General features: G+C 70.3%; 43 protein-coding genes. 1 reads left to right on the top strand and 42 read right to left on the bottom strand.

Translation table 11 applies throughout. The features are described from left to right. Nucleotides 1-8: 8 nt before the first annotated feature. From ACYF6T_RS39060 to ACYF6T_RS38860, 41 genes are all read right to left on the bottom strand, one after another. Entirely contained in the window at nucleotides 9-383 is a 375-nt protein-coding gene (locus ACYF6T_RS39060) for a hypothetical protein (RefSeq protein WP_461702671.1), read from the bottom strand. A 12-nt stretch (nucleotides 384-395) separates the two neighbouring features. Continuing rightward, nucleotides 396-641, bottom strand: coding sequence for a hypothetical protein (locus ACYF6T_RS39055; RefSeq protein WP_461702670.1), 246 nt, complete (start codon nucleotides 639-641; stop codon nucleotides 396-398). Nucleotides 642-784: 143 nt separating this feature from the next. Then, nucleotides 785-1,351 carry a hypothetical protein gene (locus ACYF6T_RS39050; RefSeq protein WP_461702669.1) on the bottom strand — a complete coding sequence of 189 codons (567 nt, stop codon included), beginning with the start codon at nucleotides 1,349-1,351 and terminating at the stop codon, nucleotides 785-787. After that, entirely contained in the window at nucleotides 1,338-1,634 is a 297-nt protein-coding gene (locus ACYF6T_RS39045; RefSeq protein ID WP_461702668.1) for a hypothetical protein, read from the bottom strand. Before ACYF6T_RS39045 ends, ACYF6T_RS39050 begins: the two co-directional genes overlap by 14 nt. After that, nucleotides 1,627-1,989 carry a DUF6085 family protein gene (locus ACYF6T_RS39040; protein WP_461702667.1) on the bottom strand — a complete coding sequence of 121 codons (363 nt, stop codon included), beginning with the start codon at nucleotides 1,987-1,989 and terminating at the stop codon, nucleotides 1,627-1,629. Before ACYF6T_RS39040 ends, ACYF6T_RS39045 begins: the two co-directional genes overlap by 8 nt. Next, nucleotides 1,986-2,456 (bottom strand): hypothetical protein, encoded by a 471-nt coding sequence (locus ACYF6T_RS39035; protein WP_461702666.1) that lies wholly within the window; start codon nucleotides 2,454-2,456, stop codon nucleotides 1,986-1,988. Before ACYF6T_RS39035 ends, ACYF6T_RS39040 begins: the two co-directional genes overlap by 4 nt. Further along, a complete protein-coding gene (locus ACYF6T_RS39030) occupies nucleotides 2,453-2,770 on the bottom strand; it encodes a hypothetical protein (protein WP_461702665.1) in 318 nt (105 codons plus the stop codon). Before ACYF6T_RS39030 ends, ACYF6T_RS39035 begins: the two co-directional genes overlap by 4 nt. Then, entirely contained in the window at nucleotides 2,763-3,029 is a 267-nt protein-coding gene (locus ACYF6T_RS39025) for a hypothetical protein (RefSeq protein ID WP_461702664.1), read from the bottom strand. Before ACYF6T_RS39025 ends, ACYF6T_RS39030 begins: the two co-directional genes overlap by 8 nt. Next, complete coding sequence (locus ACYF6T_RS39020) at nucleotides 3,019-3,327, bottom strand: hypothetical protein (protein ID WP_461702663.1); 309 nt, start codon at nucleotides 3,325-3,327, stop codon at nucleotides 3,019-3,021. The genes ACYF6T_RS39025 and ACYF6T_RS39020 overlap by 11 nt, the downstream gene beginning before the upstream one ends. Beyond that, nucleotides 3,324-3,710, bottom strand: a complete 387-nt coding sequence (locus ACYF6T_RS39015) for a hypothetical protein (RefSeq protein WP_461702662.1) — start codon at nucleotides 3,708-3,710, stop codon at nucleotides 3,324-3,326. Before ACYF6T_RS39015 ends, ACYF6T_RS39020 begins: the two co-directional genes overlap by 4 nt. Continuing rightward, nucleotides 3,710-4,057 (bottom strand): hypothetical protein, encoded by a 348-nt coding sequence (locus ACYF6T_RS39010; RefSeq protein WP_461702661.1) that lies wholly within the window; start codon nucleotides 4,055-4,057, stop codon nucleotides 3,710-3,712. The genes ACYF6T_RS39015 and ACYF6T_RS39010 overlap by 1 nt, the downstream gene beginning before the upstream one ends. Then, complete coding sequence (locus tag ACYF6T_RS39005; RefSeq protein WP_461702660.1) at nucleotides 4,054-4,320, bottom strand: hypothetical protein; 267 nt, start codon at nucleotides 4,318-4,320, stop codon at nucleotides 4,054-4,056. The genes ACYF6T_RS39010 and ACYF6T_RS39005 overlap by 4 nt, the downstream gene beginning before the upstream one ends. Before the next feature lie 4 nt (nucleotides 4,321-4,324). Next, nucleotides 4,325-4,750 (bottom strand): DASH complex subunit DAD2, encoded by a 426-nt coding sequence (locus ACYF6T_RS39000; RefSeq protein WP_461702658.1) that lies wholly within the window; start codon nucleotides 4,748-4,750, stop codon nucleotides 4,325-4,327. Nucleotides 4,751-4,752: 2 nt separating this feature from the next. Further along, complete coding sequence (locus tag ACYF6T_RS38995; protein ID WP_461702657.1) at nucleotides 4,753-6,444, bottom strand: hypothetical protein; 1,692 nt, start codon at nucleotides 6,442-6,444, stop codon at nucleotides 4,753-4,755. Continuing rightward, on the bottom strand, nucleotides 6,441-7,874 hold the full coding sequence (locus tag ACYF6T_RS38990; RefSeq protein ID WP_461702655.1) for a glycosyltransferase family 2 protein: 1,434 nt from the start codon (nucleotides 7,872-7,874) through the stop codon (nucleotides 6,441-6,443). The genes ACYF6T_RS38995 and ACYF6T_RS38990 overlap by 4 nt, the downstream gene beginning before the upstream one ends. After that, entirely contained in the window at nucleotides 7,871-8,005 is a 135-nt protein-coding gene (locus ACYF6T_RS38985) for a hypothetical protein (RefSeq protein WP_461702653.1), read from the bottom strand. Before ACYF6T_RS38985 ends, ACYF6T_RS38990 begins: the two co-directional genes overlap by 4 nt. Before the next feature lie 4 nt (nucleotides 8,006-8,009). Continuing rightward, a complete protein-coding gene (locus ACYF6T_RS38980) occupies nucleotides 8,010-8,231 on the bottom strand; it encodes a hypothetical protein (RefSeq protein ID WP_461702652.1) in 222 nt (73 codons plus the stop codon). Beyond that, nucleotides 8,231-8,476, bottom strand: coding sequence for a hypothetical protein (locus tag ACYF6T_RS38975; RefSeq protein WP_461702651.1), 246 nt, complete (start codon nucleotides 8,474-8,476; stop codon nucleotides 8,231-8,233). Before ACYF6T_RS38975 ends, ACYF6T_RS38980 begins: the two co-directional genes overlap by 1 nt. After that, a complete protein-coding gene (locus tag ACYF6T_RS38970) occupies nucleotides 8,476-8,634 on the bottom strand; it encodes a hypothetical protein (RefSeq protein WP_461702649.1) in 159 nt (52 codons plus the stop codon). The genes ACYF6T_RS38975 and ACYF6T_RS38970 overlap by 1 nt, the downstream gene beginning before the upstream one ends. Further along, complete coding sequence (locus tag ACYF6T_RS38965; RefSeq protein WP_461702648.1) at nucleotides 8,631-9,128, bottom strand: WhiB family transcriptional regulator; 498 nt, start codon at nucleotides 9,126-9,128, stop codon at nucleotides 8,631-8,633. Before ACYF6T_RS38965 ends, ACYF6T_RS38970 begins: the two co-directional genes overlap by 4 nt. Nucleotides 9,129-9,131: 3 nt before the next feature. Further along, on the bottom strand, nucleotides 9,132-9,800 hold the full coding sequence (locus tag ACYF6T_RS38960; RefSeq protein ID WP_461702647.1) for a hypothetical protein: 669 nt from the start codon (nucleotides 9,798-9,800) through the stop codon (nucleotides 9,132-9,134). After that, nucleotides 9,797-10,162 (bottom strand): HU family DNA-binding protein, encoded by a 366-nt coding sequence (locus tag ACYF6T_RS38955; RefSeq protein ID WP_461702646.1) that lies wholly within the window; start codon nucleotides 10,160-10,162, stop codon nucleotides 9,797-9,799. The genes ACYF6T_RS38960 and ACYF6T_RS38955 overlap by 4 nt, the downstream gene beginning before the upstream one ends. Nucleotides 10,163-10,332: 170 nt before the next feature. Continuing rightward, complete coding sequence (locus ACYF6T_RS38950; RefSeq protein ID WP_461702645.1) at nucleotides 10,333-11,292, bottom strand: DNA-methyltransferase; 960 nt, start codon at nucleotides 11,290-11,292, stop codon at nucleotides 10,333-10,335. Further along, a complete protein-coding gene (locus tag ACYF6T_RS38945) occupies nucleotides 11,289-11,744 on the bottom strand; it encodes a hypothetical protein (RefSeq protein ID WP_461702643.1) in 456 nt (151 codons plus the stop codon). The genes ACYF6T_RS38950 and ACYF6T_RS38945 overlap by 4 nt, the downstream gene beginning before the upstream one ends. Further along, on the bottom strand, nucleotides 11,741-11,980 hold the full coding sequence (locus ACYF6T_RS38940; RefSeq protein WP_461702642.1) for a hypothetical protein: 240 nt from the start codon (nucleotides 11,978-11,980) through the stop codon (nucleotides 11,741-11,743). Before ACYF6T_RS38940 ends, ACYF6T_RS38945 begins: the two co-directional genes overlap by 4 nt. Further along, on the bottom strand, nucleotides 11,977-12,459 hold the full coding sequence (locus tag ACYF6T_RS38935; RefSeq protein ID WP_461702640.1) for a hypothetical protein: 483 nt from the start codon (nucleotides 12,457-12,459) through the stop codon (nucleotides 11,977-11,979). The genes ACYF6T_RS38940 and ACYF6T_RS38935 overlap by 4 nt, the downstream gene beginning before the upstream one ends. Continuing rightward, nucleotides 12,459-12,719, bottom strand: a complete 261-nt coding sequence (locus tag ACYF6T_RS38930) for a hypothetical protein (protein WP_461702639.1) — start codon at nucleotides 12,717-12,719, stop codon at nucleotides 12,459-12,461. Before ACYF6T_RS38930 ends, ACYF6T_RS38935 begins: the two co-directional genes overlap by 1 nt. Then, complete coding sequence (locus tag ACYF6T_RS38925; protein WP_461702637.1) at nucleotides 12,716-13,051, bottom strand: hypothetical protein; 336 nt, start codon at nucleotides 13,049-13,051, stop codon at nucleotides 12,716-12,718. Before ACYF6T_RS38925 ends, ACYF6T_RS38930 begins: the two co-directional genes overlap by 4 nt. Then, the gene (locus ACYF6T_RS38920) at nucleotides 13,048-13,467 is read right to left on the bottom strand and encodes a hypothetical protein (protein ID WP_461702636.1); all 420 of its coding nucleotides are present in this window, start codon (nucleotides 13,465-13,467) and stop codon (nucleotides 13,048-13,050) included. The genes ACYF6T_RS38925 and ACYF6T_RS38920 overlap by 4 nt, the downstream gene beginning before the upstream one ends. Nucleotides 13,468-13,482: 15 nt before the next feature. After that, nucleotides 13,483-13,797 (bottom strand): hypothetical protein, encoded by a 315-nt coding sequence (locus ACYF6T_RS38915; RefSeq protein WP_461702634.1) that lies wholly within the window; start codon nucleotides 13,795-13,797, stop codon nucleotides 13,483-13,485. Next, entirely contained in the window at nucleotides 13,794-15,083 is a 1,290-nt protein-coding gene (locus ACYF6T_RS38910) for a hypothetical protein (RefSeq protein ID WP_461702633.1), read from the bottom strand. Before ACYF6T_RS38910 ends, ACYF6T_RS38915 begins: the two co-directional genes overlap by 4 nt. A gap of 55 nt (nucleotides 15,084-15,138) precedes the next feature. Beyond that, complete coding sequence (locus ACYF6T_RS38905) at nucleotides 15,139-15,648, bottom strand: hypothetical protein (protein ID WP_461702632.1); 510 nt, start codon at nucleotides 15,646-15,648, stop codon at nucleotides 15,139-15,141. Then, nucleotides 15,645-16,184: a RuvC family protein gene (locus ACYF6T_RS38900; protein WP_461702631.1), complete on the bottom strand. Its 540-nt coding sequence runs from the start codon at nucleotides 16,182-16,184 to the stop codon at nucleotides 15,645-15,647. Before ACYF6T_RS38900 ends, ACYF6T_RS38905 begins: the two co-directional genes overlap by 4 nt. Then, nucleotides 16,181-16,561, bottom strand: coding sequence for a hypothetical protein (locus ACYF6T_RS38895; protein WP_461702630.1), 381 nt, complete (start codon nucleotides 16,559-16,561; stop codon nucleotides 16,181-16,183). Before ACYF6T_RS38895 ends, ACYF6T_RS38900 begins: the two co-directional genes overlap by 4 nt. Nucleotides 16,562-17,129: 568 nt before the next feature. Beyond that, nucleotides 17,130-17,600 carry a hypothetical protein gene (locus ACYF6T_RS38890; RefSeq protein ID WP_461702629.1) on the bottom strand — a complete coding sequence of 157 codons (471 nt, stop codon included), beginning with the start codon at nucleotides 17,598-17,600 and terminating at the stop codon, nucleotides 17,130-17,132. Beyond that, nucleotides 17,600-17,929 (bottom strand): hypothetical protein, encoded by a 330-nt coding sequence (locus ACYF6T_RS38885; protein WP_461702627.1) that lies wholly within the window; start codon nucleotides 17,927-17,929, stop codon nucleotides 17,600-17,602. Before ACYF6T_RS38885 ends, ACYF6T_RS38890 begins: the two co-directional genes overlap by 1 nt. After that, a complete protein-coding gene (locus ACYF6T_RS38880; RefSeq protein ID WP_461702625.1) occupies nucleotides 17,926-18,609 on the bottom strand; it encodes a helix-turn-helix transcriptional regulator in 684 nt (227 codons plus the stop codon). Before ACYF6T_RS38880 ends, ACYF6T_RS38885 begins: the two co-directional genes overlap by 4 nt. After that, nucleotides 18,599-18,904, bottom strand: coding sequence for a hypothetical protein (locus tag ACYF6T_RS38875; protein ID WP_461702623.1), 306 nt, complete (start codon nucleotides 18,902-18,904; stop codon nucleotides 18,599-18,601). Before ACYF6T_RS38875 ends, ACYF6T_RS38880 begins: the two co-directional genes overlap by 11 nt. Then, nucleotides 18,897-19,157 carry a hypothetical protein gene (locus ACYF6T_RS38870; RefSeq protein WP_461702621.1) on the bottom strand — a complete coding sequence of 87 codons (261 nt, stop codon included), beginning with the start codon at nucleotides 19,155-19,157 and terminating at the stop codon, nucleotides 18,897-18,899. The genes ACYF6T_RS38875 and ACYF6T_RS38870 overlap by 8 nt, the downstream gene beginning before the upstream one ends. A gap of 196 nt (nucleotides 19,158-19,353) precedes the next feature. Continuing rightward, nucleotides 19,354-19,536: a hypothetical protein gene (locus ACYF6T_RS38865; protein WP_461702620.1), complete on the bottom strand. Its 183-nt coding sequence runs from the start codon at nucleotides 19,534-19,536 to the stop codon at nucleotides 19,354-19,356. Continuing rightward, nucleotides 19,536-19,778 (bottom strand): helix-turn-helix transcriptional regulator, encoded by a 243-nt coding sequence (locus ACYF6T_RS38860; protein ID WP_461702618.1) that lies wholly within the window; start codon nucleotides 19,776-19,778, stop codon nucleotides 19,536-19,538. Before ACYF6T_RS38860 ends, ACYF6T_RS38865 begins: the two co-directional genes overlap by 1 nt. Before the next feature lie 301 nt (nucleotides 19,779-20,079). Between ACYF6T_RS38860 and ACYF6T_RS38855 the strand changes: the two genes are divergently transcribed. Further along, entirely contained in the window at nucleotides 20,080-20,496 is a 417-nt protein-coding gene (locus ACYF6T_RS38855) for a hypothetical protein (RefSeq protein WP_461702617.1), read from the top strand. 856 nt (nucleotides 20,497-21,352) lie between these two features. Here the strand turns inward: ACYF6T_RS38855 and ACYF6T_RS38850 are convergent. Beyond that, complete coding sequence (locus tag ACYF6T_RS38850; RefSeq protein ID WP_461702615.1) at nucleotides 21,353-22,951, bottom strand: recombinase family protein; 1,599 nt, start codon at nucleotides 22,949-22,951, stop codon at nucleotides 21,353-21,355. Nucleotides 22,952-23,021: the final 70 nt, after the last annotated feature.

Raw genomic sequence — 23,021 nt, 5'->3', positions numbered from 1 at the left:
CCGCCGGTCTAGGGGTGGCTGCGCAGTGGGCCGCCGGTGGGACGCCAGCGCATCGAGTCGACGCTGCCTGCCCAGTCGGAGAGCGCCTGGTCGATGCGTTGCAGCACCGTGCGGGGCTGCCTTTCCTCTGCGGGCTGGCTGGTTCGTGGATAGCGCCGCCACGCTTCGGCGAGGATGTGCTCCTCGTCGGGCGTGTAGGCCATGACCTGCCGCCTATGGCCGTTGATCAGCCGCCACGCTTTGCGCGGCTCGCGCCGGTAGGTGTCTCGGTAGAGCTCGGCGGCGATGCGTCCGAGCGGGGAGCCGAACCGCCAGTCGGCCGGAAGACCGTGCCGCGTGAGGTAGTCGGCGATGGTGATCGGGTGGAGCAGCGACACGGTCACGGGTGGCTCCCTTCAGGCGCAGGCAACGGAGCGGGTGATGGACTGACGGCGGACGTGCACCGGACCGGGCTGCTCGCGCCACGGGTCGATGAGCGCGAAGCGGATGTCCGGGATGCCGAGTGCGTCCATGGCGTAGCAGAGGCGGCAGGGGCACGGGACGGCGAGCCACAGGCCGTGCAGATTCGTGATGGAGCCGTGGTAGAGGACCAGGTCGCCGGGCTCGATCAGCTCCAGCGAGCGGAACAACGTGTCCGACATGGCGACCTCCCCCACGAGCGTTGTCCGGCCGGTTGCCCCGACCTCTGTAAAACAGAGTACGAGAAAGTACGATACTCCACAAGACCTGAGTCGCACTTTCTTTGACAACTCACGCCCCTGCCGCACCCGTTTACCGGCCGCCGCTACGGCACCCGGTTCTCCGTCAGCAGGTACAAACGGCTGCCCTCGTACCGCGCGGGCGCGCCCGTATCGCCGTCCACGCAGGCGTCGTTGACGCACCAGGCGCGCGGCCGGTCGTCGTCCGCCCGGCCGTAGACGGTGCGCTCCCCGCACGCCAGGCACAGGGCGTGGCGGAAGTGCACCGACGGCCCGCGCAGGCCGAGCACAGTCAGCACCGTGCCGTGCCAGCGGCCGACGATGCTCGTCACCTCCCCCACCCGGTTCGCCGCCTCAGCCCCGGGCGGGATGGCCTTGAGCGCCCGGTACCAGGACTGCGTGCGCGCCGACTGCCGCAGCCGCATGTCCAGGCTGATGGCCTCGGTCTTGATGCGCTGCGACCACGACACGGCCTCCAGCGACGTCGGCGGCCGCGACCCGGGCGGGGCATGCCCGCCGTCGGCCGGCTGCCGCGTGCGCAGGCCGAGGGTGTCGAGCCGGTGGATGAGGCCGGGGCCGCCGTCGCCCGGGTGCTCCTTGTCGCCGGTGTAGCGGTCGACGAGGTCGGCCACCAGCTCGTCAAGCGTCTGCACGGCCGCCCTCCTTGCAAGCGGCGGCCAGGGTTGCTCGCGCCTGCGCGAAGAACTCCGGCTCGTCTTCCGGTGAAAAGTGGATGGGCTCGGAGCCATCACCGAGCAGCGTCCAACCGATCACCTCGCCGTCATCGGTGTAGGCCACGCCGAGCGCGAGCCCGCGCGGGTGGAAGACGGTGCGATTGATCAGCCACAGCAGGCCGGACTCCTTGAGCTCCATCCATGGGCGGACAGCGAGCTCGGTGCCATCGTCGAAGGTAAGCCTCTGGGGCGTCTCAGACATCGGAGTCCTCCTGCACCTCGTCGAGTCGCTGGAACTGCCAGATGCCGTCCACCGCGACAGCCCTGTACCGGCCCAGCGCCGCTGGCGGGCCGGGTAGGGAGGCGCAGTGCCGGTGCAGGTCGCACCGCATCAGCGCGTCGTCGAGCCGCTCGCGCAGCGGGTGCCGGACGGTGAAGCCGTCGTCGTCGAACTGCACAACGTGCTCAGTCTCGCGATCCGCCAGGAGGTCCCGGACCGCGTACATCCTGGGGCAGTAGGTCGCCTGGCACTGGATCACTCCATCAGTGCCGCGACGCTCCAGCGTCTGCCCGCAGCCCACCGGGCAGTAGCCATGAACACGCATGTTGTCGGTCATGACAGGCCGTCCTTTCTCGCGGTGACGTCCCAGCGGATGTTCCGGATGCCGTGCGCCAGGACCTCGGCACCAAACCGGTCGTGCGGCAGCTGCACCTGAGCTCGCGGGTACGTGCGGAAGCGCTCCAGGTTGAAGGAGCACACGGCGTCGGCGTGGCGGCCGTCCGGGTCGGGCTCGTAGCGGACCGGCCAGCGGGCGACGAGGCGCCGCGCGTACCACCGGCGGGCGTGGCGCTTCTTCCACATCTGCCAGGTGGAGGCCGGCACCTCGAAGGCAACCCGGGTCCGCTGGGCGAGCATGTGAGGCGGCAGGTCGTCAGAGAGGATCCGCGTGCGGAACTGGAAGGCGAAGTGGCCGAAGACCTCGCGCTGCACGGACACGTCCATGTCGAGCAGCAGCCCTTCCTCGATGGCGAACCGCTGCGCGAAGGTTTTGAAGGTCAGCTCGATCCTGGACTCGTCGATCACCGGAAGCCTCCGAGCAACTGCTGTGCGACGTCGCGTTGGAACAGTGCTCGGACGATGGCCTCGTCGCGGTCGGGGCCGTAGCCGAGCGTTCCTACCCAGAGCCGTCCTCCGGCGTGGCGGATGCGGATGGGCATGGGCTCAAGCCGGTACTCGACAACGTCCGGGAGGGGCACGGTCGGCTCCGGGTCCGGGCTGAGCTGGAGGGGCTGCGGCTTCATGGTCCGGTAGGTACTCGCGCCTTCCGGCACGTCGACCCACTGACCGTCGAGGTGGCCACCGCACAGCAGCACGCGGACGTACTTCGCTTCAGGCATCGGCGGCCTCCGTCTCTTCGGCGAGCCCGCGGTATCCCGGCCGCTTGGGGTTCTTGGGCCGCTCGGCCTGGAACGAGATGAGCACCAGGTCGTCGTGGGCTGAGATCTCGACGTCGCCGGTGGGCACGCCCTTGGAGGCGAGTCGGGCCCGGTCCTGCTCGGCGACCGCGACAGCCTTCTCCACCTCGGTGTGGTGTGCGGGGCTCTTCAGCGTCCACTCGTGATGGTCGATCGTCCTGACGCGCTTCTCAGCGTCCATCGGTGTTCTCCTTGCTTCGTCGTGCTCGCCAGACGCGGCAGCACCAGCCGCACACGTCGCCAGCGTCGGGGTAGAGGGCCCCGGATCCCTTCACGGGCTCCCGACCGTCGCGGAGGGAGCGGCGCAGGTGCGGGCAGTCGGCATAGATGTGGTCGGTCGGGCCGAGTGGCGCCATGTACCAGGGCTCGACGCCGTTCTCGGGGCCGTGCCGGTCGCGGAGGTCGGCGTCGGCGACGGCGAGCGCGGCTTCGATAGCGGTCGGATGCTGGGCGATCACGTCGCCGGGGTGCGCGCTCACAGGTGCGTTTCCCCTCGTGCGAGGGCGCGGGCGGTTTCCTGCTCGGCGGCCCGCTCGGCGACGTCGTAGCCCAGGTACTTCGTGAGCTGGCCGAGCACGGCGCGGGCGCCCGCGCCCGCCGGGCGGGCCCTGTCCAGGACGGCGACCCGCGCGGCGATGTTCACCAGGTCCAGCAGCAGCGCGGTGGGCACGAGCTGATCGCCGGGCCACTCGACGCGGGCCCCGTGGTAGCCCTTCAGGAGTTCCTCAAGGGACGTTGCGACCGAGGCGAGCCCGTACTCGGGGTCGTCGATCACGAACGTGCGGCCGGACGGGAACTCGGCGCCGTCGAGGACCTGGCCGTTGTGGTGCAGCTTGAAGCCGCGGGTGAAGGTGGGTTGCATCAGGTCGTCTCTCCGCTCAGGCGCTTCAGGCGCTCGTAGAGGGCGCGTCCGCTGTGCCGGTCCTCGATGTGGCCGTCCCGTCCGGGGCCGGGATCGACGGCGGCGTTGATTGCGCGTGCCACCGCGAGGGCGATCTCGTGGCTGCGATCGGTGACCTGGATGGTGGCGGCCGGGTCGTAACGGGTGGTCTCGTGCTCCAGCCAGGCGGCCAGCGGCTCGCGGGCGCGCAGCAGGACGCGAATCATCTCCAGCAGCTCACGGGAGTTGCAGTCGACGCGGAAACCGTCGCAGTTCCGGTCATCCCGCAGCCGGGCAGCAGCGGCCCGCAGTTCTTCGATCGGGGTCATGGCCGGGTCACCTCCAGGCGCCGGCGGCCGCCGCGGTCCTGCTGCGTGGGCACGACGTGGTAGCCCGCGGCGCGCAGCTCGGTGGTGATGGCGGCCAGCCGGTCGGCCTCGCCAGGCCCGTCGTAGAAGACGTGCACCTGCCGGAGTCCGCCCTGCTCGACGCGGAAGCCGGGGTCCCACTCCCCCGCCTCGAACTCGGAGAACTCATGGCCCTGGTCGATGAGCAGCTGGCGGACGCTGGCGGCTCTGATGCGCTGCGCCACGTCATCACCTCCCCGGGCCGTAACGGCGTACATCGCGGATTGCGGCGGCGACGTGCGACGGGTCCGGGCGGACGTGGACGATGACCTCGTTCCGGGCGTGGTCCTCGATCAGCTCGGGGATGGACGGCTTCCCGGCGCGGCGTGAGGCGTGGTCCTGGCCGGTGATCACTCTGAACAGCTCGTCGAACTTGGCAATGACCCGGGCCACGCTGTGGTCCATGGCCTTCTCGGTCCGCTCGCTCAGCACCTCCAGCTGCTTGCTAACCTCTTCGGTGAGCATGGCGCCGACGAGCTGCGGGGCGAGCGCGCGCGCCTCTTTGATGGCGGCGTGCAGGTCTTTGAGAGTCTCACGGCCCTCGCGGATCTCGGCGCGCAGCTGGTCGCGTAGCTGCTCCAGTTGCTCAGCGGTGGGCTGTGACTTCGGCGCCATGGTCAGGCCTCCATCTCGTGCGGGAGTCGGCACTGCGCTTCGGGGTCAGTGGCGTGGCCGGCGGCTTCGAGGGCCCGGTTGACGGCGAGCCAGATCTGCGCGGTGCGCGCGGACCTGGTGGTCGGCAGGCGGTCGCCGAGGCTGTCGATGTACGCCTTCACGGCCTCGTAGGCGCGCTGGCGTGGGGTGCGTGGGGCGTCGTCGGGAAGGCGTCCGGGGCGTGCCGGGCCGCCGGCGGTGGCCGGGAAGGCTTCGGCGTACGCCCTGTCGGCGGCCAGGATCTCCTTCTCCAGTTCGGCCATGTGATCCCGGCCGCAGCGGGAGCAGGCATCGGTGCGCACGTTCAGGTCCTCGCGGTGGCCCATGGCGGTCATCACGATGCGACGCTCAGCCCCGATGAGTTCCCCCAGCATGCTGATGAGCTGCTGCGCCTCGATCAGCGCGGCCTCGGTCGCCGTGGCAGCCCGGTGCTTGTAGTCGAACATGCCGCAGCGAGCGCAGAGCCCGGCGTCTTGGGGGGAAGTGGGCGGCCGGTATGCGTCACACGTTGCGGGCTCGGCCGCTGCTGCGGGGGCGCCATTCTCGCGACTGGCCAGGGTGACGTCCGGGTGGTGCTCGCGGACGTGCTCGTCCATCAGGGTGCGCGGGATGAGCGGGCAGTCCTCGCAGTACGGGCACGGGTCCCGTACCTCAATGCGGGTCAGCGGGCCCTGGTCGGGTGGGGTCTGGCTGGTGTCGTAGCAGCCGCCCTCTCCCGGGTGTTGGTGCACGCATTCGCCGCAGATTGCGCAGGCGTGATCCGGGTTCGTGCAGCTGCTCGCGCTGGCTCGCCCACAGTTCGGCTTACCGTCGATGACCGGGTACACGGCCACAGTGTCGGACCAGTGGAAGCCGTGCTCGTCGACGTGGTCGCCGCGGTGCTGGGCAGCGCGGATGCATTGGCGCCGCGGGCCGGCATTGGCCTTGTAGTACTGCGCGGAGCACTCCGCAGCGGCCAACAATTCCACGGACCGGTCCGCGATGCAGACCTCGCCCGACCAGAACTTGTGCGCAAGGTCGCAGCGACGGCACACGAGGCCGGACAGCGGTGTCGGGTGATGCCAGTCGTGATCTGGCTCGGCTTCGTCGTCCAAGGCGTCGCGCAGTTCCGCACCGGCGGCCCGTACGAGGAACATCGACGACCCGTGGGCGGCCCGCCACCGGTCGGCGAGCTGGTACGCCCGTCCGGCTGCAGCCCGGGCACGGTTGCGGTTCACCAGGACCTTGTCGACGATCGGCATGACGGCGGCGACAATCCGCTCGTCGCCGACCTCGACAGGTGCGGCGTGGCCGTCCTGGACGGACTCGATCGCCCGGGAGAGCTGCCGGCGCAGGACCTCGCGCTCTGTCTCCGGGCCTCCCACCCAGCCAGGCACGTCGAATGCCTCGATGACGTCGGCGGCGAACTCGCGGCGTTGCTCTGCCCAGCCGTCGGGGCGTGGTTCGTTCGGGGTGTCGCTGTCGAGGTCGGCGGTGACTCGCTCCAGTGAGAGAACGGCTTCGTGGACCTGGGTGGTGAGCGGGCTGTAGAAGACGCGCTCGTTGCAGTGCAGGGCGGCGTTGCCCTCGTTGACTGCGGTGAGGTGCCTTTTCGTCCACCGCAGGGCTTCGAGGGCTTTGCCGAGTTCGCGGGTCAGGTCGTCGGCTCGCATCATGCCGTCCTCTCAGCCTGGGGCGCGGCGGCGCGCTGGCGCGGGATGGACGTTGTGAGCGTGGTCTCGGTGTCGGGGTCGAGCAGCTTCGCGACGCGGATCCTGGGCAGCTCCACTGTGTTGGTGTCGACGACCGTGGCCGCTGCGCTGGTGGGGACTGCTTCGGTGCCGCGCGGCGCCCGCCGCTTGCCCGTGCCGCGCCAGGGCACGAGGGCGAGCGGGATGGCGATGGTGGCCGCGGCTCCGGTGGCCAAGATGGACGTGCTACCGAGGTGGCCGCCGGCGAGCATGGTGGCCGCGCCGAGTACGACCGCGCTGTGTCCGAGGACCCAGCGGCGCCGCAGCGTCATCGGGGTGATGACGGTCTTGCGGCCCTGCCGGCCGGTCCAACTCGCGTAGTGGCGGCCGAGGATCCACTCGCGGACGAACGCACACAAGTACAGCCACTTGTTGTAGTAGTTGACCAGCGTGTACGGGACGACGCCGAGGGCGGCCTCCTTGAGGCCGACGACGGAGGCAACGAGGCCCATCGACACCACCGTGTGCACGGCCGTCCAGAACATGAAGGCCTGCAGCAGAGAATCGTTTGTTCTCGTGGCCGCGGACCAGATCAGGTACCCCTCCGTGAGGAACAGGCTGACGAGGTCGAAGATGGCGCCGCCGACGACGAGCAGGCTGCGCCAGTTCCGCAGCTGGCGGCGGTGCTTGGCCATGTTCTGGTAGTAGCCGCTGCTCCAGCGCCGCATCTGGTTGCGGTACGTGGTGAAGTCCTCGGGGTCGAGCGTGTAGGCGAGGGCATCGCCGGTGTATTCGAGCTTGTAGTCGGCAGCGTGCAGGGCCCAGGTGGCGTCCATGTCGGCGGTGATGAGCCCGTTGGGGAAGCCGCCGATGTCCTGGATGGCCTTCGTGCGGAAGGTGTAGCAGGCGCCGGTGAGGACCTGGATGCGGCCGACCTTGGCCTGGCACAGTCGCCACCAGCGGCGGCCGAGGGCGTAGGCGAAGCGGCGGGAGCGGGTGAAGAACGCGGCTTGCGCGCGGCCGAGGAAGCCGGGCTTGGTGTAGGGGACGACAACGCCCTGGGCGGGGAGGATCGTGGAGCAGGTGGCGTCCAGGCCGTCGCGTTCGATGTGCTCGACCATGAGGCGGATGCAGTCCGGGGCGGGCCAAGTGTCGCCGTCGAAGCCGATCACGAGGTCGGTGGTGATGTCCCACAGGGCGGCGTTCTGCGCGGCGGCCTTGTCCTCGAAGTGGGTCTCCAGGACGATATCGGCGCCGGCGTCGCGGGCGAGCTGGGCGGTGTTGTCGGTGCAGGCGTCAGCGACCACGACGATCTGCTGTACGGGGTAGGTGCTGGCGCGCACCGCGGCTATACATCTGGTGATGGTGGCCGCCTCGTTGTGGGCGGGGACCAGCACGGTGACGGTGAGGCTCACTGGTTGCCTCCGCGGCGGTGGGCGCCGCGCTTGGCCGCGCGCTTGGTGATGAGGCCGGCGAGGGTGGTGATGACGGCGGCCACGGTGAGGATGGCGGCGCCGACGCCGGTGTGAGCGAGTCCGGTGTACACGGGTCTAGTCCTTGAGGTCGTCGATGGTGGTGAACGTGGTGAGCTGCTGGCGTGCCTTCTCCAGGACGCGGGCCCGCTCGCGGCGGGCGGAGATCGCCGTGATGGCGCGGGAGATGACGGTGTGCAGTGCCGCGCCGATCAGTGCGGATGCGATCAGGCCGACCAGGACGGTCAGACCGCCGGCCGCGCCGACAAGGAGGATCTGGCGGGTGGTCAGGAGCGCCATCAGGTGCCACCTCCTGCAGGGGCTCGCCGGATGAGGAGGGCACGGAAGGCGGCGCCCACGAGGAAGGCCCCGGCGAGGAGGCAGCCGAGGGTGCGGGTCCGGTGTTCCTGGTAGGCCTCACTGGCCCCTTGGATGAGCCAGGCCAGGGACAGCAGGCTGAAGAACCACGAGTCGCGGGCACCGCACAGGAGCACGACCACGGCGAGGGCGGCGACGCCGAGTGCGGTGAAGCCGAGGGTGGGCATCAGGATCCTTGCGTGGGTTCGTAGGTGTCGATCGGCGGGAGGGTGTCGATGTCGCGGACGCGGCCTGGGTCGTCCGGGTCCGCTTCCGCGCAGGGGCAGTAGCCGAAGGCGTCGCAGCCGCCGTACGGGCAGGTGAACAGTCCGGCCTGCGGGCTCATGACGCGTTTTTGAGGCCGCCGGGCGGCTTCCCCTGCTGCGACGTGGCCTTGCGCCGCCTAGCCGCCGCGGTGACGCGGTCGAGGCGGTCGCGGCGGATCTCCGCGCTCCAGCAGTCCGGGTCGACGCGTTCGCCGCGCCACAGGTGGCCCAGCAGGGCATCGTGGCTGCCGCACGGCTCGTCGCCGGTCAGTTCCAGCAGCGGGGTGTCGTCGTCGCTGCGGCGCACGTGCGGGTCGAGGCGGTGGCGCTCGTGGTGTGCGAGGCCGGCCACGATGCCGTCGCGGTCGGAGCGGGTGATCCCTCGCTCGGTCTCTTTCACGTTGGCCAGACACTGCGTGCGGACGGGGCAGCGCACCACGCACACGACACGCGCCTCGTAGATCTTGGTCTTGTCGAAGAACAGGTCGGGGTCCTCGTCGCGGCAGGCCATGCGCGCCATCCAGTCGAGGCGGCGGCCCGCGGTGTCGGGGACGGATCCGGTGTAGTTGCCCATGGCTCACTCCGCGGCCGTCAGGGTGGGCAGCAGCGCCAGGGCGCGGTGGTACTGCCGGTCGAGGTGTGCCTGCGCGGCTTTCGGGTCGCTGTCCTTGTCGGCGGCCTGGCGCAGGATCGGCATGCCGGAGTCGATCGCGGCCAGGACCTCGCCGCGGGTCGCGGGGCGGCCCTCGCGGAACCACAGGGTCTCGGCGGGGTCTCCAACGTCGAACAGCTGCTGCCCGGGGATCATGCGCCAGGCGTTCGTCACCCATACGAGGGCGACACCGGGGTTACGCAGGATCATCTCGCCGTCCGGCTTCACCAGGTCGGGGACGTCGATGGGGCGCCGGCGCATGCCGGGCGTGGTCAGGAACGGGCATGCCTGCGCCGCGTAGAGGGCGCAGTCGCGGTGCGCGGGCGGTTCTGAGCTGACCCGGTTGACGGCGCACATCGGCCCGATGACGTAGGCGTACTGGGTGGCGGCCAGGCCGAGGATGGTGTTGCGGAGGGTGTGGCCGCACAGCCAGCAGCAGCGGAAGACGATCGCGTTGTGCAGCTTGCGGGTGTCGGCGACGCGGAAGTCCGGCTCGCCGTCCACGTGGTCCACGAACCACGGGATCGGCCGGCCGTGGCGGTCGCGGGGCAGGCGCGCGATCCGGGGCGGCGGCGCGGGCAGGGTGGTGGTCACTTGGTGCCTCCGGCGGTGCCCTTGGCGGCCTTGCGGATGCTGAACCGGCGGTCGCGGCGGCGCACGGCGGCGGCCAGCGCCGGGGCCACGCGGAAGCGGACCGCGGGGTGTGCGGGTACCGACACCGGCTCGCCGGTCTGCGGGTTGCGGGCCTTGCGCGGCTTGGTGCGGTAGGCGAACCAGGTGCCGAAGTTCGTGATAGCGACGTCGTGTCCGGAGGCGGCGGCGCGGGCGATCGCGTCGAACACGGCCGTCACGGTCCTGTGCGCCTCGTCGGTCGGGATGTCGAGGTCGGCGGCTACGACGTCGATGAACGCGGTCGTGCTCAGCCGGCCGGTGATGCGGGTGGGCTTCTTCTTCACGATGTGCTCCAGGTGGGGGTTACGGGGGGCGTCTGGCCGGGGCTGCCGCACAGGCAGGGGTGCGGATTGCCGCAGACGGGGCAGTTCTCCAGGTGCATGGGTCATCTCGTTCTTCGGGTGATGCCGTCCGCCGCCGGGGCCGGTGTCACCCGGCGGCGGACGGGTCTTGGTCAGCTCGCGGTGAAGTCGAGGACTGTCTGCGCGAACCGCTTGATGGCGAGGTCGTGGTAGGCGGGCTTGATGTCGATGCCGACGTAGTGGCGGCCGAGATTGCGGGCCGCGTCGCCCGTGGTGCCGGAGCCGGAGAAGGGGTCGAGGACAATGCCCCCTGGCCGGCATCCAGCCGTGATGCACCGGCGGGCCAGTTCCAGCGGCATGACGGCGAAGTGGGCGTCGGGCGAGCGGGCCGTGGGCAGAGACCACACGTCGCCGGGGTTGGCGCCGAGCGGGTGGGAAGCAAGACTCGGCACGGTTTCAACGGCGCTGTGACCAGCCAGGCCGTGCCATCCCGGTGCGCCTGCGGCCTTGCGCTGTTCCCAGGTGATGCCGTCGTTCTTCTTCTCCCGGAGCGGGTTGAGATCGAACCAGTACCGCTCCTGTGAGACGAGCAGGTAGACAGCCTCGTGGCGTCCGCTGAACCGGTCCTCGACCCGCTCAGGCATGCAGTTGGTCTTCCGCCACACGATCTTGTTGCGGAGGATCCATCCGTCGTCGCATAGGGCCAGGCAGACGCGTTCCGGGATCATCAGTAGGCTCTTGCGCCGCCCTCGTACGGCGTCGCGAGGTGCCGCGACGGGCGCGCCGTCCCTGCGCCGTGACGAGCGCGGCTTGATGCCGCTTCGGCTGCGCTGCTCAGGCGCTGACCCGTAGGAGTCGCCCAGGTTCAGCCACAGCGTCCCGTCGTCGGCGAGAACGCGCCGGGCCTCGCCGAAGACGGCGCGCATCGTGCCGACGTATTCGGACGGTGAGGCCTCCAGCCCGTACTGGCCGGTCATGCCGTAGTCACGCAGCCCGTAGTACGGCGGCGAGGTGACGATGCAGTCGACCGAACCGTCCGGCAGCTCACGCAGGACGTCCAGGGCGTCGCCCAGCAGCAGCGTCGCCTGATCGTCGCGGTAGTACTCCCTCATCGCGCAGCCTCCGCCCGCCAGGCGGTGGCTGTGACGTCGGCGAACTCCTGGACGTGGTCCGGGAGGGCGCTCGCGTCGTCGGCCGGCGAAGGGCCGGGCAGCAGCTGGCGCATGGCGGTCGCGTTGGCGAGGTCGGCGCGCAGCTGCATGTTGTCGGCGCACAGCTGGTCGAAGGCCTTCAGCTGTTCTTCCAGCTCGGTGACGCGCTGTTCGGCCGCTTCCTTGCCGGTGAGGGCGCTGCGCAGCTCGTCATAGGCGCCGTCCAGCTCGGCGGCGAGGCCGATCATCTTGCAGGCCAGCTCCTCGATCTGTGCGTCCTTCCGGGCGGCCTGGGCGCGCAGCACGGAGCGGGGCACGACGTACCGGTGGGCGCCGCGGCCGGCCGGGGCCACGGCGTACAGGACGCCAGCCGTGCCGGTGGTGCCGAGGGTGAGGAGCACGTAGCCGATCACGCGGTGGCCGCCTTCTGGGTGCGGCCGCACAGCGAGCAGTTGGCCTTGAGGCAGGGGTTGCCGCTGGCGATGGACTGCTCGTGGTAGGCGCCCTCGTTCGCGGCCTGGAGCTCCGCGACTCGCTGCTCCAGGCGCCGGTTCCTGTCGCGTTCCTCGGCAAGCTGAGTGCGCAGCTTGTTGGCCTGGACGTCGCTGAGCCACGTGCGGCAGCGGCGGACGATGCTGGGGGCGGTCATCGAGGTCTCCGGGAGGTGTCGGTGGTGGCCGTTCCGAGGCGGCGGGAGAAGGCGTCGAGGTCCTCGGTCAGGCCGTCCGCGATGGACTGGTGGAAGTCGCCGGCCGCGCGGTCCGCCGCGGTGAGCGGGGTGAGCATGCGGTGGCCCTCGTACGGTTCGCGGGGCAGCAGCTCGCCCTGCCCGTCCGGCGTCGGCAGGGGCCGCGGTTCGGCGTCGGGGTTGTTCTCGTCGCGGAATTCGGTGCAGGTGTAGTCGGCGTAGACGTCCTGCTCCGGTGTCTGCGTCAGCCACTCGGCAGGCCTCTTGCCGGCCAGGGCGATGAGGATGAGCGGGCAGCCTTGCGCCGGGTCGCCCTGGCGGGCGGGCTTGTCGTGGATGCAGCGGTCGCAGTTCTTCGCCGACCAGACCTCCCACTGGGAGCTGTTGGAGAAGGTGTGCTCGTCGCGGGCGTTCTTGACGGCTTCGTCGTAGGTGCGCATCAGGTGGCGGTCCCTTCGGTGGGCTCGCCGAGGTAGCGCACGTACAGGTCGGCGCCGTCGTCGGTGAGGTCGACATGGGGCTCGAAGGCGCCGGCCGGGCGGTAGGCGGGCACACTTTTGCCGGTGCGGACCTGGTGGGCCATTCCGGTCGCGCTCTGCGTGGACCCGTACGTGCCGGCGAGGACCCAGCGGCCGGGCATCTGCCGAGCCTGGTCGGCGGCGTGCTGGTGGTCGGCTCTGCGCTGCTCGTTGCGGCTCACGAGGGTTCACCTCGCGGGGCGGCGGGCTGCCGTACGACGTGCTCGCGCAGGACGCCGCTGGCGACGTCGTAGTCCTGGGCACGCGACCAGTTGGCGTGCGGGAAGGCCTCGCGCAGGACGGCCGCGGCGTTGTTGTGCAGGCCCTTTTCGCGGACGGGCATTTCCCTGCCGTGGACGCCGATGACCATGGCCACCCACCGCTTGCCCTCCGGCCAGGTGACGCGGGTGATGCGGACTTCCTTCACGCGGCGGCCGAACAGCGTGTACAGCTGCTGGTGCAGCCTGGACCGCAAGTCGGCGTCCGCCTGGAACTCGGTGGTCTTGGCGCTCATGCCGCACCGCCGGGCTGGAAGCAGCCGCGCACGTCGTCCATGAGCCGCTGGTAGGCGGTGAGGACCTCCGGTGACCAGCGGTGGTCCGGCGCCGGGTGGGCCTCGCGGAACCAGCGGTCGCACACGGCGAGCAGCATCTGCTCGCGGTCGGCCGCGCGCGCCTGGTCGCCGCCGTCGGCGGGGGTGACGGCCGTCGGGTGGTCGGCGGCCAGCTGCGCGAAGGCGTCCTCAAGGGCGGGCGTCTCCAGCGCATGCCGGTCCGGGTCGTCCAGGGGCAGCGCGTCGTGCAGCTGTGTGAAGTACGCGGCCTGGACGGTGCGGAAGTGCCTCAGTTGGAAGGCGGCCCAGCGTGCTCGCAGGCTGCTGACCAGCTGGGGTGGGGTGGTGCGACGGGCGATGTGCACGGTTGCGGTCATCGCCATCGCCTCCCTTCAGGAACAGTCGGATTCGGGTGTCGGATTCAGGGCCGCGCGTGCGGCGGCGGCTCCGCGGGCGTAGGTCTCGGGGCCGGGCGGGCGCCGGTGGTGGCGCCACGGCTCGGGTCGTGCAGCGAGCAGGTCGGGTGGCTCGGCTTCCGGGTCGGCGATCAGCTGAGCGACCGCGACCAGGACGCGGCCCCAGGTCATGTCGGGGCGGGCCTGGGCGAGGACGTCGCGCAGTTCGTCGATGGACCAGTCCGGCCGGCAGGCGGCGGCGAGCGTGAGCAGCTGGCCGGTTGCCGGGCGGGGCACGTCGGGGTCGGTCACCGCTGCCACCTCTCCAGCAGGTCGGCCGGGCTGGGCGGCCGGCAGGCTCGGCACACGCCGCCGGGGAGCGGCTGGCGGGACGGGGCGCGGCAGCCCTCGCACTCGTGCCAGCGCCCGGGCGGCCGTGGGTAGCCGGGGCGCCGCGGGCCGGGCGGCCGGCTCTGGGGGCGCTGCCCGTCGGCCGCGAGGTCGGCGCACACGTCGCAGCGGGCGCCGGTGTGCCAGTTCCGGCCGGACTCGCAGGCGACGAGCCCGCAGCCACGCCGCACCACGGCGGCGCCGAGCAGCCACCGCCCCGGGTCGCGGATCTGCTCCGTGGACGCAAAGCGGAATTCCAGCCGCGCGCGCAGCCGCTCGGGCTCCTGGCCCTCGTCGAGCTGGCGGCCGATCTCCCGTGCCAGCTCGCGTACGACGTACGGCGACAGGCCCGCAAGCAGCGGCTTCACCGGTTCGAGGATTCGCCAGATCCGCGGAGCGAGGCTCAGCCCGGGCCCGGTGTACGGGCGGGCGAAGGCCCGCGGAAGCGGAGAGTTTTCCACAGGCCCTCGCGCTACTACCTGCACTCGCCTACGGCGGATGTCGAAGACGGCAGTGGGTGGTTGATCATCCGGTGAGTCAGTCTGGTGGTGATCCTCTTGTAGCGATCCCTCACCAAGATCCCCACCCGATCCCTCTCCAGAGTCCGCAGTGAGCACGGCCTGGAGGGGCTCATCGTGCACCGTGTAGACGTGACGGCCGCGATACCCGGCGCGCCGCCCCACCGTGATCCAGCCGAGCCGCTCCAGCTCGCGCAGGATGCGGCGCACGGAGCGCACATCGAGGGGCTGGCCGGCCTTCTGCCCGGAGCGGTGGCGCAGGACGCGCGCCAGCTCGGCGAGCGTGGCGTGCGTGCCGGTCGCGGTGGCGTACGCCAGGGCCGCGTAGCAGCGCAGTTGGCGCGGGCTGAGGGATTCGGCGGCGCGCGACGGCACCCAAGCACCGTGCTCACGCTGCGGGTGGGTGGCGCGGATGCGGCGCACTGCCGTCCAGCCGTCGCCGCCTTGGCGCGTGCGCCGCTGGCTCATCAGCTCCACTACGTCGTCGTCCGGCGCAGGCCGCATCAGCTGCGTCAGCGCCCGTTCGACCGTGGAGCGCGCCAGGCCCAGCAGGCTGGAGAGGTAGGCGACCCCCGCCTCGCAGCCGGTGCTCTTGCGGTCCAGGGCAGCGATCTTCACGTATACGCTGACGGTGGAGTCGGCGTACGAGCCGACGATCACGCGCAGGGGTACGCGGACGCGTTGAGGCATGGGGGTCACCTCCCTTCAGGGCTGGCGGAGTTCGGTCAGGAGCGGGTGACAGGCGTCAGGAGTCGTCGTCTCCGCGGGCGCCGTCGAGCGTGGCGGCCAGCCCGTCGGCGACGGTCTTCATCTCGTGCATGGCCTCAGTGACGGTGAGGTTCGGCGTGTGCAGGACGCGCCGGGCGTACTGCGCCCAGTGGTTGAGGCCGGCGCGCAGGCGGGCGGTCTCCAGGTAGGCGAGCTGGCCGCCCGTCAGGCGCAGCGTGGACTCGTCCAGTTCGAGCTGGCCGTCGTCGTCGAGGGTTCCGCGTGCGGTGCGCTGGAGGTGTAGGTATCGCAGCGCCTCACGGACGTAGCCTTCCTGGGCCTCGTTGGGGAGCTCCAGGGCGACGATGCGGACCTTGACCGACGCCTCCTTCTCCGACCCGGGCGCGGGCTCGGTCCGCTCAATCGCGGCGAACTCGCCGATGAACAGACGGCGCGAGGCGGGCACGGCGTACACGGGCCGCACGTGCGGCTCCAGCGCTTCCTGTGCCGACGCACTGACCTTGGCGTCGAACTTGAGCTGGGTCACGACGGGTTGCCTTTCGGGACGGGCCAGGAGGCCTTGCTCAGCCGTTCGCGCTGGGCGGCGGGCAGGACGAACTCGGGGCAGCCGCTCCAGTCGAGGCCGGCGTTGCGCAGCCACCAGGCGTCGCACTGGTTGTCGTCGTCGAACTCGCAGCCGGTGCGCTTGTACGCGGCCATGGCCATGGCGGTCTTGTCGGCCTGCGTGCTGCCGGTGGCGTACGCCTTGAGCACCGTCGGGTTGATCACGGCGAAGGGCGTGTCGTAGTCGAGCAGCCGGAGACGGACCGCGCCGTGCACCATGTGGATGGCCTTGATTGCTGGCCCTTTCAGCCCGGGCGGGGCTTCCTCCATGACCACGAGGTCGCTGGAGTCGCCGAACTCGTGCTCATCCAGGGCGATGCCGATGTCTCGGACGATGTACTGGAGGCGGCGGTCGCCGTCCTTCGGGTTCGTCTTGATCGTCCGGGTGGTGCCGTCGGGCAAGCAGATGCCCGTGGCGGTGAGGGAAAGATCCAGGCCGAGGATGCGGGGCGTGCTCACGACTGCTCACCACCGCGTGCGCGCTCGTCCAGCTCTGCGGCGGTGACCTGGAAGATTTCCGAGACGACCACGCCGGGCAGACCGTGCACGATGGCGAGCTCCCCCACGGAGGCGCCGGCCACGAGCAGCACGGTGGCCATGTCCGCCGCCGGTACGTCCACGTGGTGGGTGAGGCGGTCGGCGAGTGTGGAGCACACCTCTTCGAGCTTGCGGACGCGCGGGTCGTTGGTGTTGCGGCGCCGCTGCTCGCGGATGGCGTCGAGGGCTCCCTGACGGCTCCACTGCTCCGTCGTCATGGTGCGGAAGCCGAGCGCGTTGAGCGCCTGCGCCATGGCCTCTTCGGCCTGCGCTTCCTGCGCGTCCTCGGGGGAGCTCATCGGTTCTCCAGGCTGGGGTGATTCGGAGTGGTGGATGCCGGGCCGAAGGCGTGGACGACGGAGTCCTTCGGCCCGGCCGTCGGGTGCTCGCCCGGAGCAGGTCGGGTCTTCGGAACCGGTCTTGCCTGCGGCTCCTCTCCGGCCTTGGCTCCCGTCGCGGCGCTGCGGGCGCCGGCGGGTGGCTTTGACTTCGGGCGAGCGGTCTGGGACCCGTTCCGCGCAGGCGATGTCTCGGGGGCGGATTCAGCGCGCCCCTCTTCCGCCTTCGATCCCGCCGCGGCCGTGCTCGATGCGGTAGCAGGTGACGTTGACGCGGAACGGGTGGCTTGGGGCCCGCCACACGCAGGCAGGGTCACCGGAGTGTTCGGGGATTCCTCTCCTGCCTTCGCTCCCTGGCCCGCGTGTCGCGAGTCCGCGGAGGGTGACGTTGACGTGCGGCGGGCGGTCGGGATCCCGCCCGGCGCAGGCGGAGTCGCGGGGGCGGCACGATGCCCCTCTTTCACCTTGGCCTCTGCGGCGGCCCGGTCAGGGAAGGCGGCGGCAGTCGGCGTTGACGCCGGGCGGGTGGTCATCGCAGCGTCACCGTCCGCACGGTGACGCCGGGTGTGGGAGCGGTGCGCACGTGATCGGCGATCTCCCGCATCTGCTCGGCCCAGGACTCGGACAGCGCGCGGGGTGTCTGCCCAGCGAGGGCCTTCAGGACGTCCCCGTGTACCGTGTCGAGGGTTTCGACGGGCTGCGGCAGCGGCTCGATCTCTAGCAGGCCGCGCGCGGTGTTGTCCGGGTTCCAGCCAGTGAAGACGATCGGGCCGGCGTACGGCTGCACGTTGGCGCCCAGGGCGGCGAGCACGCAGGAGCCGACGACGTTGCGCGGGTAGCGCTTGGGGTAGAGCAGGCTGACGTCGTTCGCCCAGCCCGCGACGGTGAGCCTGGGCAGGTGAATGCGGGCCTTGCCCTCGGGGCCGATGACGGTGTCCCAGTGGAGCTGGCTGTCGTGGTGGGCCAGTTCACCGGCCGGGGTGATGACGGCGTACCGCATCAGTACCTCCGCTTGCTGGTCTGGAGGAGGCTGGCGGGCACCCAGGCGCGCACCGGGAACGTAGAGGCGGGCTCCCACACGACAGACACCCAGGTCTCGCCGTCCGGGCCGATGCAGATCCGGCCGGGCTTACCGTCGAACGTGAACAGCATGTTGGCGGGGGTGTCGTCGCGGACGACGCCGTAGTAGCCGAGCGTCTTGTGCACGACGGGCTGGTAGTCCGGCCATTGCTTCGCGAAGTGCTCCAGCAGCACCTTCACCTGCTCGCTGGTGTCGATGACGGCGGTGGGCCGGTACTCCAGGCGCCGGGTAGGCATGTCGATGGTCATGACGCCTTCTCTGCAGGCTGGTTGGGAATGCCGATATAGCGGGCGCGGACGACCCACTGGCCGTTCTCCACGCTGGCGGTCGCTTCGAACGCGCCGGCGGGCTCGAAGTCGTCCATGAGGCCCTTGCACATGCGGTCCGCGGCCCGCCGCGCGCCGTCCCGGCTCTGGTAAGCGCTGATGGCACGCCAGGCTCCGGGAGTTGCGCGCAGGTCAGCCGCGCACTGCCGGTACAGGCGTTTCCAGGCGCTCGGACTCCTGCGCTCCGTTTCCTGAGGCAGCGGCAGTTCGATCGACTCGGCGGGCAGCCATCCGCGGCTAAGGGCGATGACCACCGCGTGTGCCGCGTTCCTGGCGCCGATCCGCTCGTAGATCCGGGACACGGCGACGCGGATGGTGTTCGTCTTGATGCCGAGTTTGCGGGCCGCGTCGACGTGGGTGTCGCCGTTGGCGATACGCGTCAGGAGCCGTAGGTGCCAGGGGCTGAGCGGGCATGGGGGCGCGCCCCTCTCGTCAGACGCGTCGCGCTCCGGCCGGTGCTCGGCGATGACCTTCTCGATCGCGTCCAGGGTGGCGAGGTCGTCACCGCCGCCGGCGGCACCCCACAGGTCGTCGATGAACGCGGCCAGCTGGTCGGCGTCGTACGTGCGAGCCCACGGGAACGCCAGGTCGTCACCGCCCATGGCCTGCACCGCCCTTGCTGTTCTCCAGGGCGTGGATGCGGCGCGTGAGTTCCTTGATGAGGTCCTGCTGGCGGCAGACCTCACCGACGTAGCGGGGCAGGGCCTCCCGGGCGTGGCTGATGAACCGGATGACGGGGACCTGGTCGTGGCCCGAGGCCGTCTCCAGGTAGGAGATGGGCCCGACCGCGTCCGGCAGGCCGTAGTCGTTGGTGACCGCGTCCCAGGGGCCGTTGGGGACCGCAGCGACGATCTGCTGCGTCTGCTTGAGGTATTCGTTGCTGAGCGGCTCAGGCATGGCGGGCGTCCTCGGTATCGAGCGCGGCCAGGATCTGGCGGAGGCTCTCCTGAAGGGCGCCGCGCTGGCCGTAGACCTCGCCGACGGTGGCGGTGTCGAGGTCGAGCGCGTTGGCCTCTTCAAGAACGCGGCGGGCGTTGTCGCGGGCGATGTCGAGGGGCGGCGCGAACGTGGGCGCCGTATCCACGAGCCGCAGTACGAGGGCGGCCTCGTCACGATCGGCGGGGTTGTTGTGTGCGATGCTGGAGGGCATCGGGTCCACCTCGGTTCGTGTCAAGGTGATGGGCTGGTGGGCCGAGGGCTCGCCGGGGCGACGGCGGGCCCTCAGTACGTTCAGGAGCCGAGCGGGCGGCCGGTGCGGCAGCGGCGGCAGGACATCCGCCAGGCGGGGTTGCGGTGCTTGCATGCCTCGCACACCCAGCGGCAGACGACGTCGATGAGGGCGCGCATCAGGCGGCTTCACGGCCCGCCAGAGCCAGGCGGAGGCCGCTGAGCAGGGTCACGACGCGTGCGATTTCACTGTCGGTGAGCCCGCAGGCCAGGCAGCTGGCGGGGTCGGCGCCGTGGTCGCAAGACGCGTTCCAGCCGGCGTCGAAGGCCTCGTCAGCCGTGCGGCAGATCCGCGCGGACATCACGCCGGCCTCTGGGTCAGAGCATGGAACTCTTCGTCGTCGTCCGGCAGCAGGTCGGCGATCTCGCACTTCAGGACTTTGGCAACCTTGGCCAGCGTCTCGGGGGAGAAGTTCGCCTTGCCGAGGGAGACAGCGCTCACCAACTGCTTGGTGACGCCGACCTCCCGGGCGAGAGCGTTCTGGCTCAGTCCCGCTTCCACCCTGCGTCGCGTGAGTCGCCGGGGATCCACTGGGGTTCTCATGTCAAAGACAGTATGTGACTCAATCTGACAGTACAAGCTCTACTGATCAGTAACTCGCACTTTCTTTGACATTGCCGTCCGCTCTCGTACTCGGATCGTCCAACTGTGGAGGTTGTGTGTGGAGCCCTAGCCAGGGGGAACACCAGGTCCGGTACAGTCCAAGAAAGTCCAACACGGAGAGCCGAGAGAGCAGGGGCAGACGGTCATGGGAGCACCGGCGACACCCCCACCGCCGGAGGCGACGCTCATCCGCCTCGCGCGCGAGGCCTCGGGACTGAGTCCGGAGGCGGCGGCGGCACGCATGGAGATCAAGTTCAGCGGCAGCCGATGGCGACAGATCGAGAAGGGCTACCGGAAAGACTCCAACAGCCAGGTGATCGCGCCGCACATCACCCTCGCCCACATGGCCTGGGTCGTGGGCGTCGGCTCGGAGCGGCTCGCGGCCGCCGGCCGGGAGGATGCGGCCGAGGTCCTGCGGGAGATGGAGCGGGCCAAGGCGCCGGCCCCAACTCCGGCGCCGGAAGCGGCTCCCCTGGCTGAGCTGGAGGAATGGCAGCAGAAGGTCATCCTCAACGCGCTGGACGAGAAGCCGCGCAGCGCCGCCGAGAAGGCGCTGCTGTTGCGCACTCTGGCCGCGAAGATCGAAGCTCAGGACGGCCGAGAGGAACCGGCCGAGGACTCGACACCTCGTCAAGTGCCTGGTCGTAGCGCCTCGTAAGGGCTTACCTAGAGCTCGGTCACGGATCGATCACGATCGGCATATATGCGTCTGACAACGTCAAAAACTGACGCATTCTCAACACCTGCACCGCACATCCATTTCAACCGTGTGCTGCTCGTAGGGGATGGGAATGATCGGTTTCATTCTCGCGGGCGCACTCGGCGCACTTGCTCTTGTCGTGTGGTTGCTCTTCCGGCGGCTGAGGCAACTCAGCTGGCAGCTCACAGTGCTACGCGTCGAGCGCGACAGCGAAAGAATTCTGCAAGAGATCGGACTCCGGGCAGCTCCCAGGTCGTTAGAACCGCCCAGGAGTGAGCCGGTCCGGCGTAAGCGCCACCTTGCTCTGTACATCGGCGGCGGACTGGCCGCCGCCCTGGCCAAGCTGCGCAACGCCCGCCACAGTCACCCGCAACTAGTGGTGGCCGGCGGCATGGCCGTTGCAGCGGCAGCCGGCGCGGTGGCCCTCATCGTGACCCTGTGGGGCGGTGCGGCGCCGCCCCACAGCGGCGAGGGGCCTCCGCCCGGCATCCCGACGCCGGGCCCCTCAGGCTCGGCGACCGCTTCACCCGCGCCCCGTACGAACGGGCCGCCGGGCGAGGCTCCGGCGTCGACCACCGGTCCTCCGGAAGGCGGCGGCACAGGCGGAGATAGCGACCAGGCGATGTCCTCTGGCGTGTCATTTTCCGCAGCACTTCCCGCAGCGCCTCACCCGAGCGTCGGCGGGGCGACGTCAACGGCGCCGACCGGCGGCGCCAGCTCATCGGCGTCAAGTTCGTCGCCCACGGGGCCGCCGCAGTCCTCTGCACCGGCTGCTTCGGTGACGCCGTCCGGTCGGTCTCCGGCACTGATCGACCTATGCGTGGATGTCCGCACTCTGCTGGAGTTGCAGCTGTGCCTTGGCCTGTGAACCGCCCTCCGTCTCGGCCCCGAGCGACTTCCGGTGCAGCGCCACGCTGTCCGGGTCGAATCCGGGGCCGCGGCGGAGACTGGGCCTCACCTCGACATCGAAGAGAGCGGCCACCACCTCGTGCCGCGTGTCGACGGGCTCTGCCTCCCAGACCTCGCGGCTGATCCCGATGACGCGGCCGATCGCTCGCTGGCGAGAGGTCAGCGCCAGCGAGTTCCGCAGCTCGTCGATCTTCCGATCGAAGGAAGCCAGCGACAGCATGGCCACGGCCGGATCGAAGTCCGGGTGGTCGGCCAGAGCCTTGAGCTTCTGCTCGGTGTCCTTCTTGCGCGCTTCCAGCGCGATGATCTCGGCTCCCGCGCCCGGCCGGCCCTCGGCGACAGCGGCCTGGAACTCGCGAAGGAACCGCTTCGAGTTCAGCAGCCTCAGCACCCGCCCAGTGACGTATGCGTCCAGGTGTTCGACGTTGCGCGCAAGATTGCAGTCCTTGCAGTGGTAGACGCGGTAGCCGTTGTACCCGGGCCGCGTATTGCGGCCCTTGCCGCCCATGGGCTTGCTACGCCACGACCTGCTTTGGCAGCGTCCGCATACCAGGACTCCGGGGAGCAGGTGCACGCGCCCAGGGCCCGGATTGGGTGCTGTCTTGCGCCGCTGCTCGTGGAGGGCGATCAGGGCCTGGCGCTTCTCTTCGGAGATGACCGGCTTCCACACTGCCTTGTGCAGCACTCCGTCGATTGCGATCAGGCCCGCGATGCGCGGCGAGGTCAGCGCCGACCACAGAACCCGCGAGGACCAGGGGTTGCCCTCGGTGGTCGTCGACCGCTCGTTCATCCAACGCAGCGCGCCGGCCATGGACAGCCCAGCCAGGATCTTGTCGGCGACGTCCGCCAGGTTTTTGGCCTCTTCCGGCACCGTCTTGTTGTAGTCGAGGATCTCCACGACCTGCGTTTCACCCGTGTCCGGGTCGCTCTTGGTCTTGAACCTGCCTGTGGGGGCTCCCCAGCCGTACGGGCGCCTGCCTCCTTGCTGGCTCTTGCCGCGCTTGACGACGTCGGCCTTGTAGCCGCGCTTGCGGCGGCGGGAGAGTTCGTCCACCTCGCGGCAAGCCGACGCCGCCTCGATGCGCAGGATGAACCGGTCATCGGCATTGCTGAGGTCCCTCACACCGGAGACGGACGCCAGGGGTATGTGCCGCGTGTCCGCGATGTTGAGCAGCAGCTCCAGGTCGTACGGCTGCCGGATGAGCCGGTCGCCGTGATAGGTCATGATCCCGTCGTGGTGGTGATTCGCCTTCGGGTCTGAAGAAATGAGTCGGCCGCTGTCGCGGTCGAGCGTGAGGAGCATCCGGTCCCAGTCGGGCCGCTTCCGGTTGCGCTGCCAGGCGCTGCGGCTGTTGTCGACGTAGACGCAGCAGAAGTCGGGCCAGCCCAGCCGCACGCCAGTGGCGCGGCCGTCTTCCTCCTGGCGCTCGACCTTCTCCAGGGAGCCGTCTGGCGCATACGAAAGACGGCAGTAGAGGCAGGGCCTTTGAGGGATCAGCAGCACGCGGTTCCTCCTTCGGAGCTGCCGTTCACAGTGCTCCGGAGTGTAGGTGTCATCTATGGGTCGAAGCAGT

The organism is Streptomyces sp. 7R007, from assembly GCF_054850255.1.
The sequence above is the reverse complement of the archived record's forward strand: the minus strand, read 5'-3'. Positions and strand labels throughout refer to the sequence as shown.

Coding starts and splice junctions, on each gene's coding strand:
- ACYF6T_RS39055 (WP_461702670.1), bottom strand. CDS start 641: ATGTCGGACACGTTGTTCCGCTCGCTGGAGCTGATCGAGCCCGGCGAC.
- ACYF6T_RS39045 (WP_461702668.1), bottom strand. CDS start 1,634: ATGTCTGAGACGCCCCAGAGGCTTACCTTCGACGATGGCACCGAGCTC.
- ACYF6T_RS39040 (WP_461702667.1), bottom strand. CDS start 1,989: ATGACCGACAACATGCGTGTTCATGGCTACTGCCCGGTGGGCTGCGGG.
- ACYF6T_RS39030 (WP_461702665.1), bottom strand. CDS start 2,770: ATGCCTGAAGCGAAGTACGTCCGCGTGCTGCTGTGCGGTGGCCACCTC.
- ACYF6T_RS39025 (WP_461702664.1), bottom strand. CDS start 3,029: ATGGACGCTGAGAAGCGCGTCAGGACGATCGACCATCACGAGTGGACG.
- ACYF6T_RS39015 (WP_461702662.1), bottom strand. CDS start 3,710: ATGCAACCCACCTTCACCCGCGGCTTCAAGCTGCACCACAACGGCCAG.
- ACYF6T_RS39010 (WP_461702661.1), bottom strand. CDS start 4,057: ATGACCCCGATCGAAGAACTGCGGGCCGCTGCTGCCCGGCTGCGGGAT.
- ACYF6T_RS39000 (WP_461702658.1), bottom strand. CDS start 4,750: ATGGCGCCGAAGTCACAGCCCACCGCTGAGCAACTGGAGCAGCTACGC.
- ACYF6T_RS38995 (WP_461702657.1), bottom strand. CDS start 6,444: ATGATGCGAGCCGACGACCTGACCCGCGAACTCGGCAAAGCCCTCGAA.
- ACYF6T_RS38980 (WP_461702652.1), bottom strand. CDS start 8,231: ATGGCGCTCCTGACCACCCGCCAGATCCTCCTTGTCGGCGCGGCCGGC.
- ACYF6T_RS38975 (WP_461702651.1), bottom strand. CDS start 8,476: ATGCCCACCCTCGGCTTCACCGCACTCGGCGTCGCCGCCCTCGCCGTG.
- ACYF6T_RS38970 (WP_461702649.1), bottom strand. CDS start 8,634: ATGAGCCCGCAGGCCGGACTGTTCACCTGCCCGTACGGCGGCTGCGAC.
- ACYF6T_RS38965 (WP_461702648.1), bottom strand. CDS start 9,128: ATGGGCAACTACACCGGATCCGTCCCCGACACCGCGGGCCGCCGCCTC.
- ACYF6T_RS38950 (WP_461702645.1), bottom strand. CDS start 11,292: ATGAGGGAGTACTACCGCGACGATCAGGCGACGCTGCTGCTGGGCGAC.
- ACYF6T_RS38940 (WP_461702642.1), bottom strand. CDS start 11,980: ATGACCGCCCCCAGCATCGTCCGCCGCTGCCGCACGTGGCTCAGCGAC.
- ACYF6T_RS38935 (WP_461702640.1), bottom strand. CDS start 12,459: ATGCGCACCTACGACGAAGCCGTCAAGAACGCCCGCGACGAGCACACC.
- ACYF6T_RS38925 (WP_461702637.1), bottom strand. CDS start 13,051: ATGAGCGCCAAGACCACCGAGTTCCAGGCGGACGCCGACTTGCGGTCC.
- ACYF6T_RS38920 (WP_461702636.1), bottom strand. CDS start 13,467: ATGACCGCAACCGTGCACATCGCCCGTCGCACCACCCCACCCCAGCTG.
- ACYF6T_RS38910 (WP_461702633.1), bottom strand. CDS start 15,083: ATGCCTCAACGCGTCCGCGTACCCCTGCGCGTGATCGTCGGCTCGTAC.
- ACYF6T_RS38895 (WP_461702630.1), bottom strand. CDS start 16,561: ATGAGCTCCCCCGAGGACGCGCAGGAAGCGCAGGCCGAAGAGGCCATG.
- ACYF6T_RS38890 (WP_461702629.1), bottom strand. CDS start 17,600: ATGCGGTACGCCGTCATCACCCCGGCCGGTGAACTGGCCCACCACGAC.
- ACYF6T_RS38885 (WP_461702627.1), bottom strand. CDS start 17,929: ATGACCATCGACATGCCTACCCGGCGCCTGGAGTACCGGCCCACCGCC.
- ACYF6T_RS38880 (WP_461702625.1), bottom strand. CDS start 18,609: ATGGGCGGTGACGACCTGGCGTTCCCGTGGGCTCGCACGTACGACGCC.
- ACYF6T_RS38875 (WP_461702623.1), bottom strand. CDS start 18,904: ATGCCTGAGCCGCTCAGCAACGAATACCTCAAGCAGACGCAGCAGATC.
- ACYF6T_RS38870 (WP_461702621.1), bottom strand. CDS start 19,157: ATGCCCTCCAGCATCGCACACAACAACCCCGCCGATCGTGACGAGGCC.
- ACYF6T_RS38865 (WP_461702620.1), bottom strand. CDS start 19,536: ATGTCCGCGCGGATCTGCCGCACGGCTGACGAGGCCTTCGACGCCGGC.
- ACYF6T_RS38860 (WP_461702618.1), bottom strand. CDS start 19,778: ATGAGAACCCCAGTGGATCCCCGGCGACTCACGCGACGCAGGGTGGAA.
- ACYF6T_RS38855 (WP_461702617.1), top strand. CDS start 20,080: ATGGAGATCAAGTTCAGCGGCAGCCGATGGCGACAGATCGAGAAGGGC.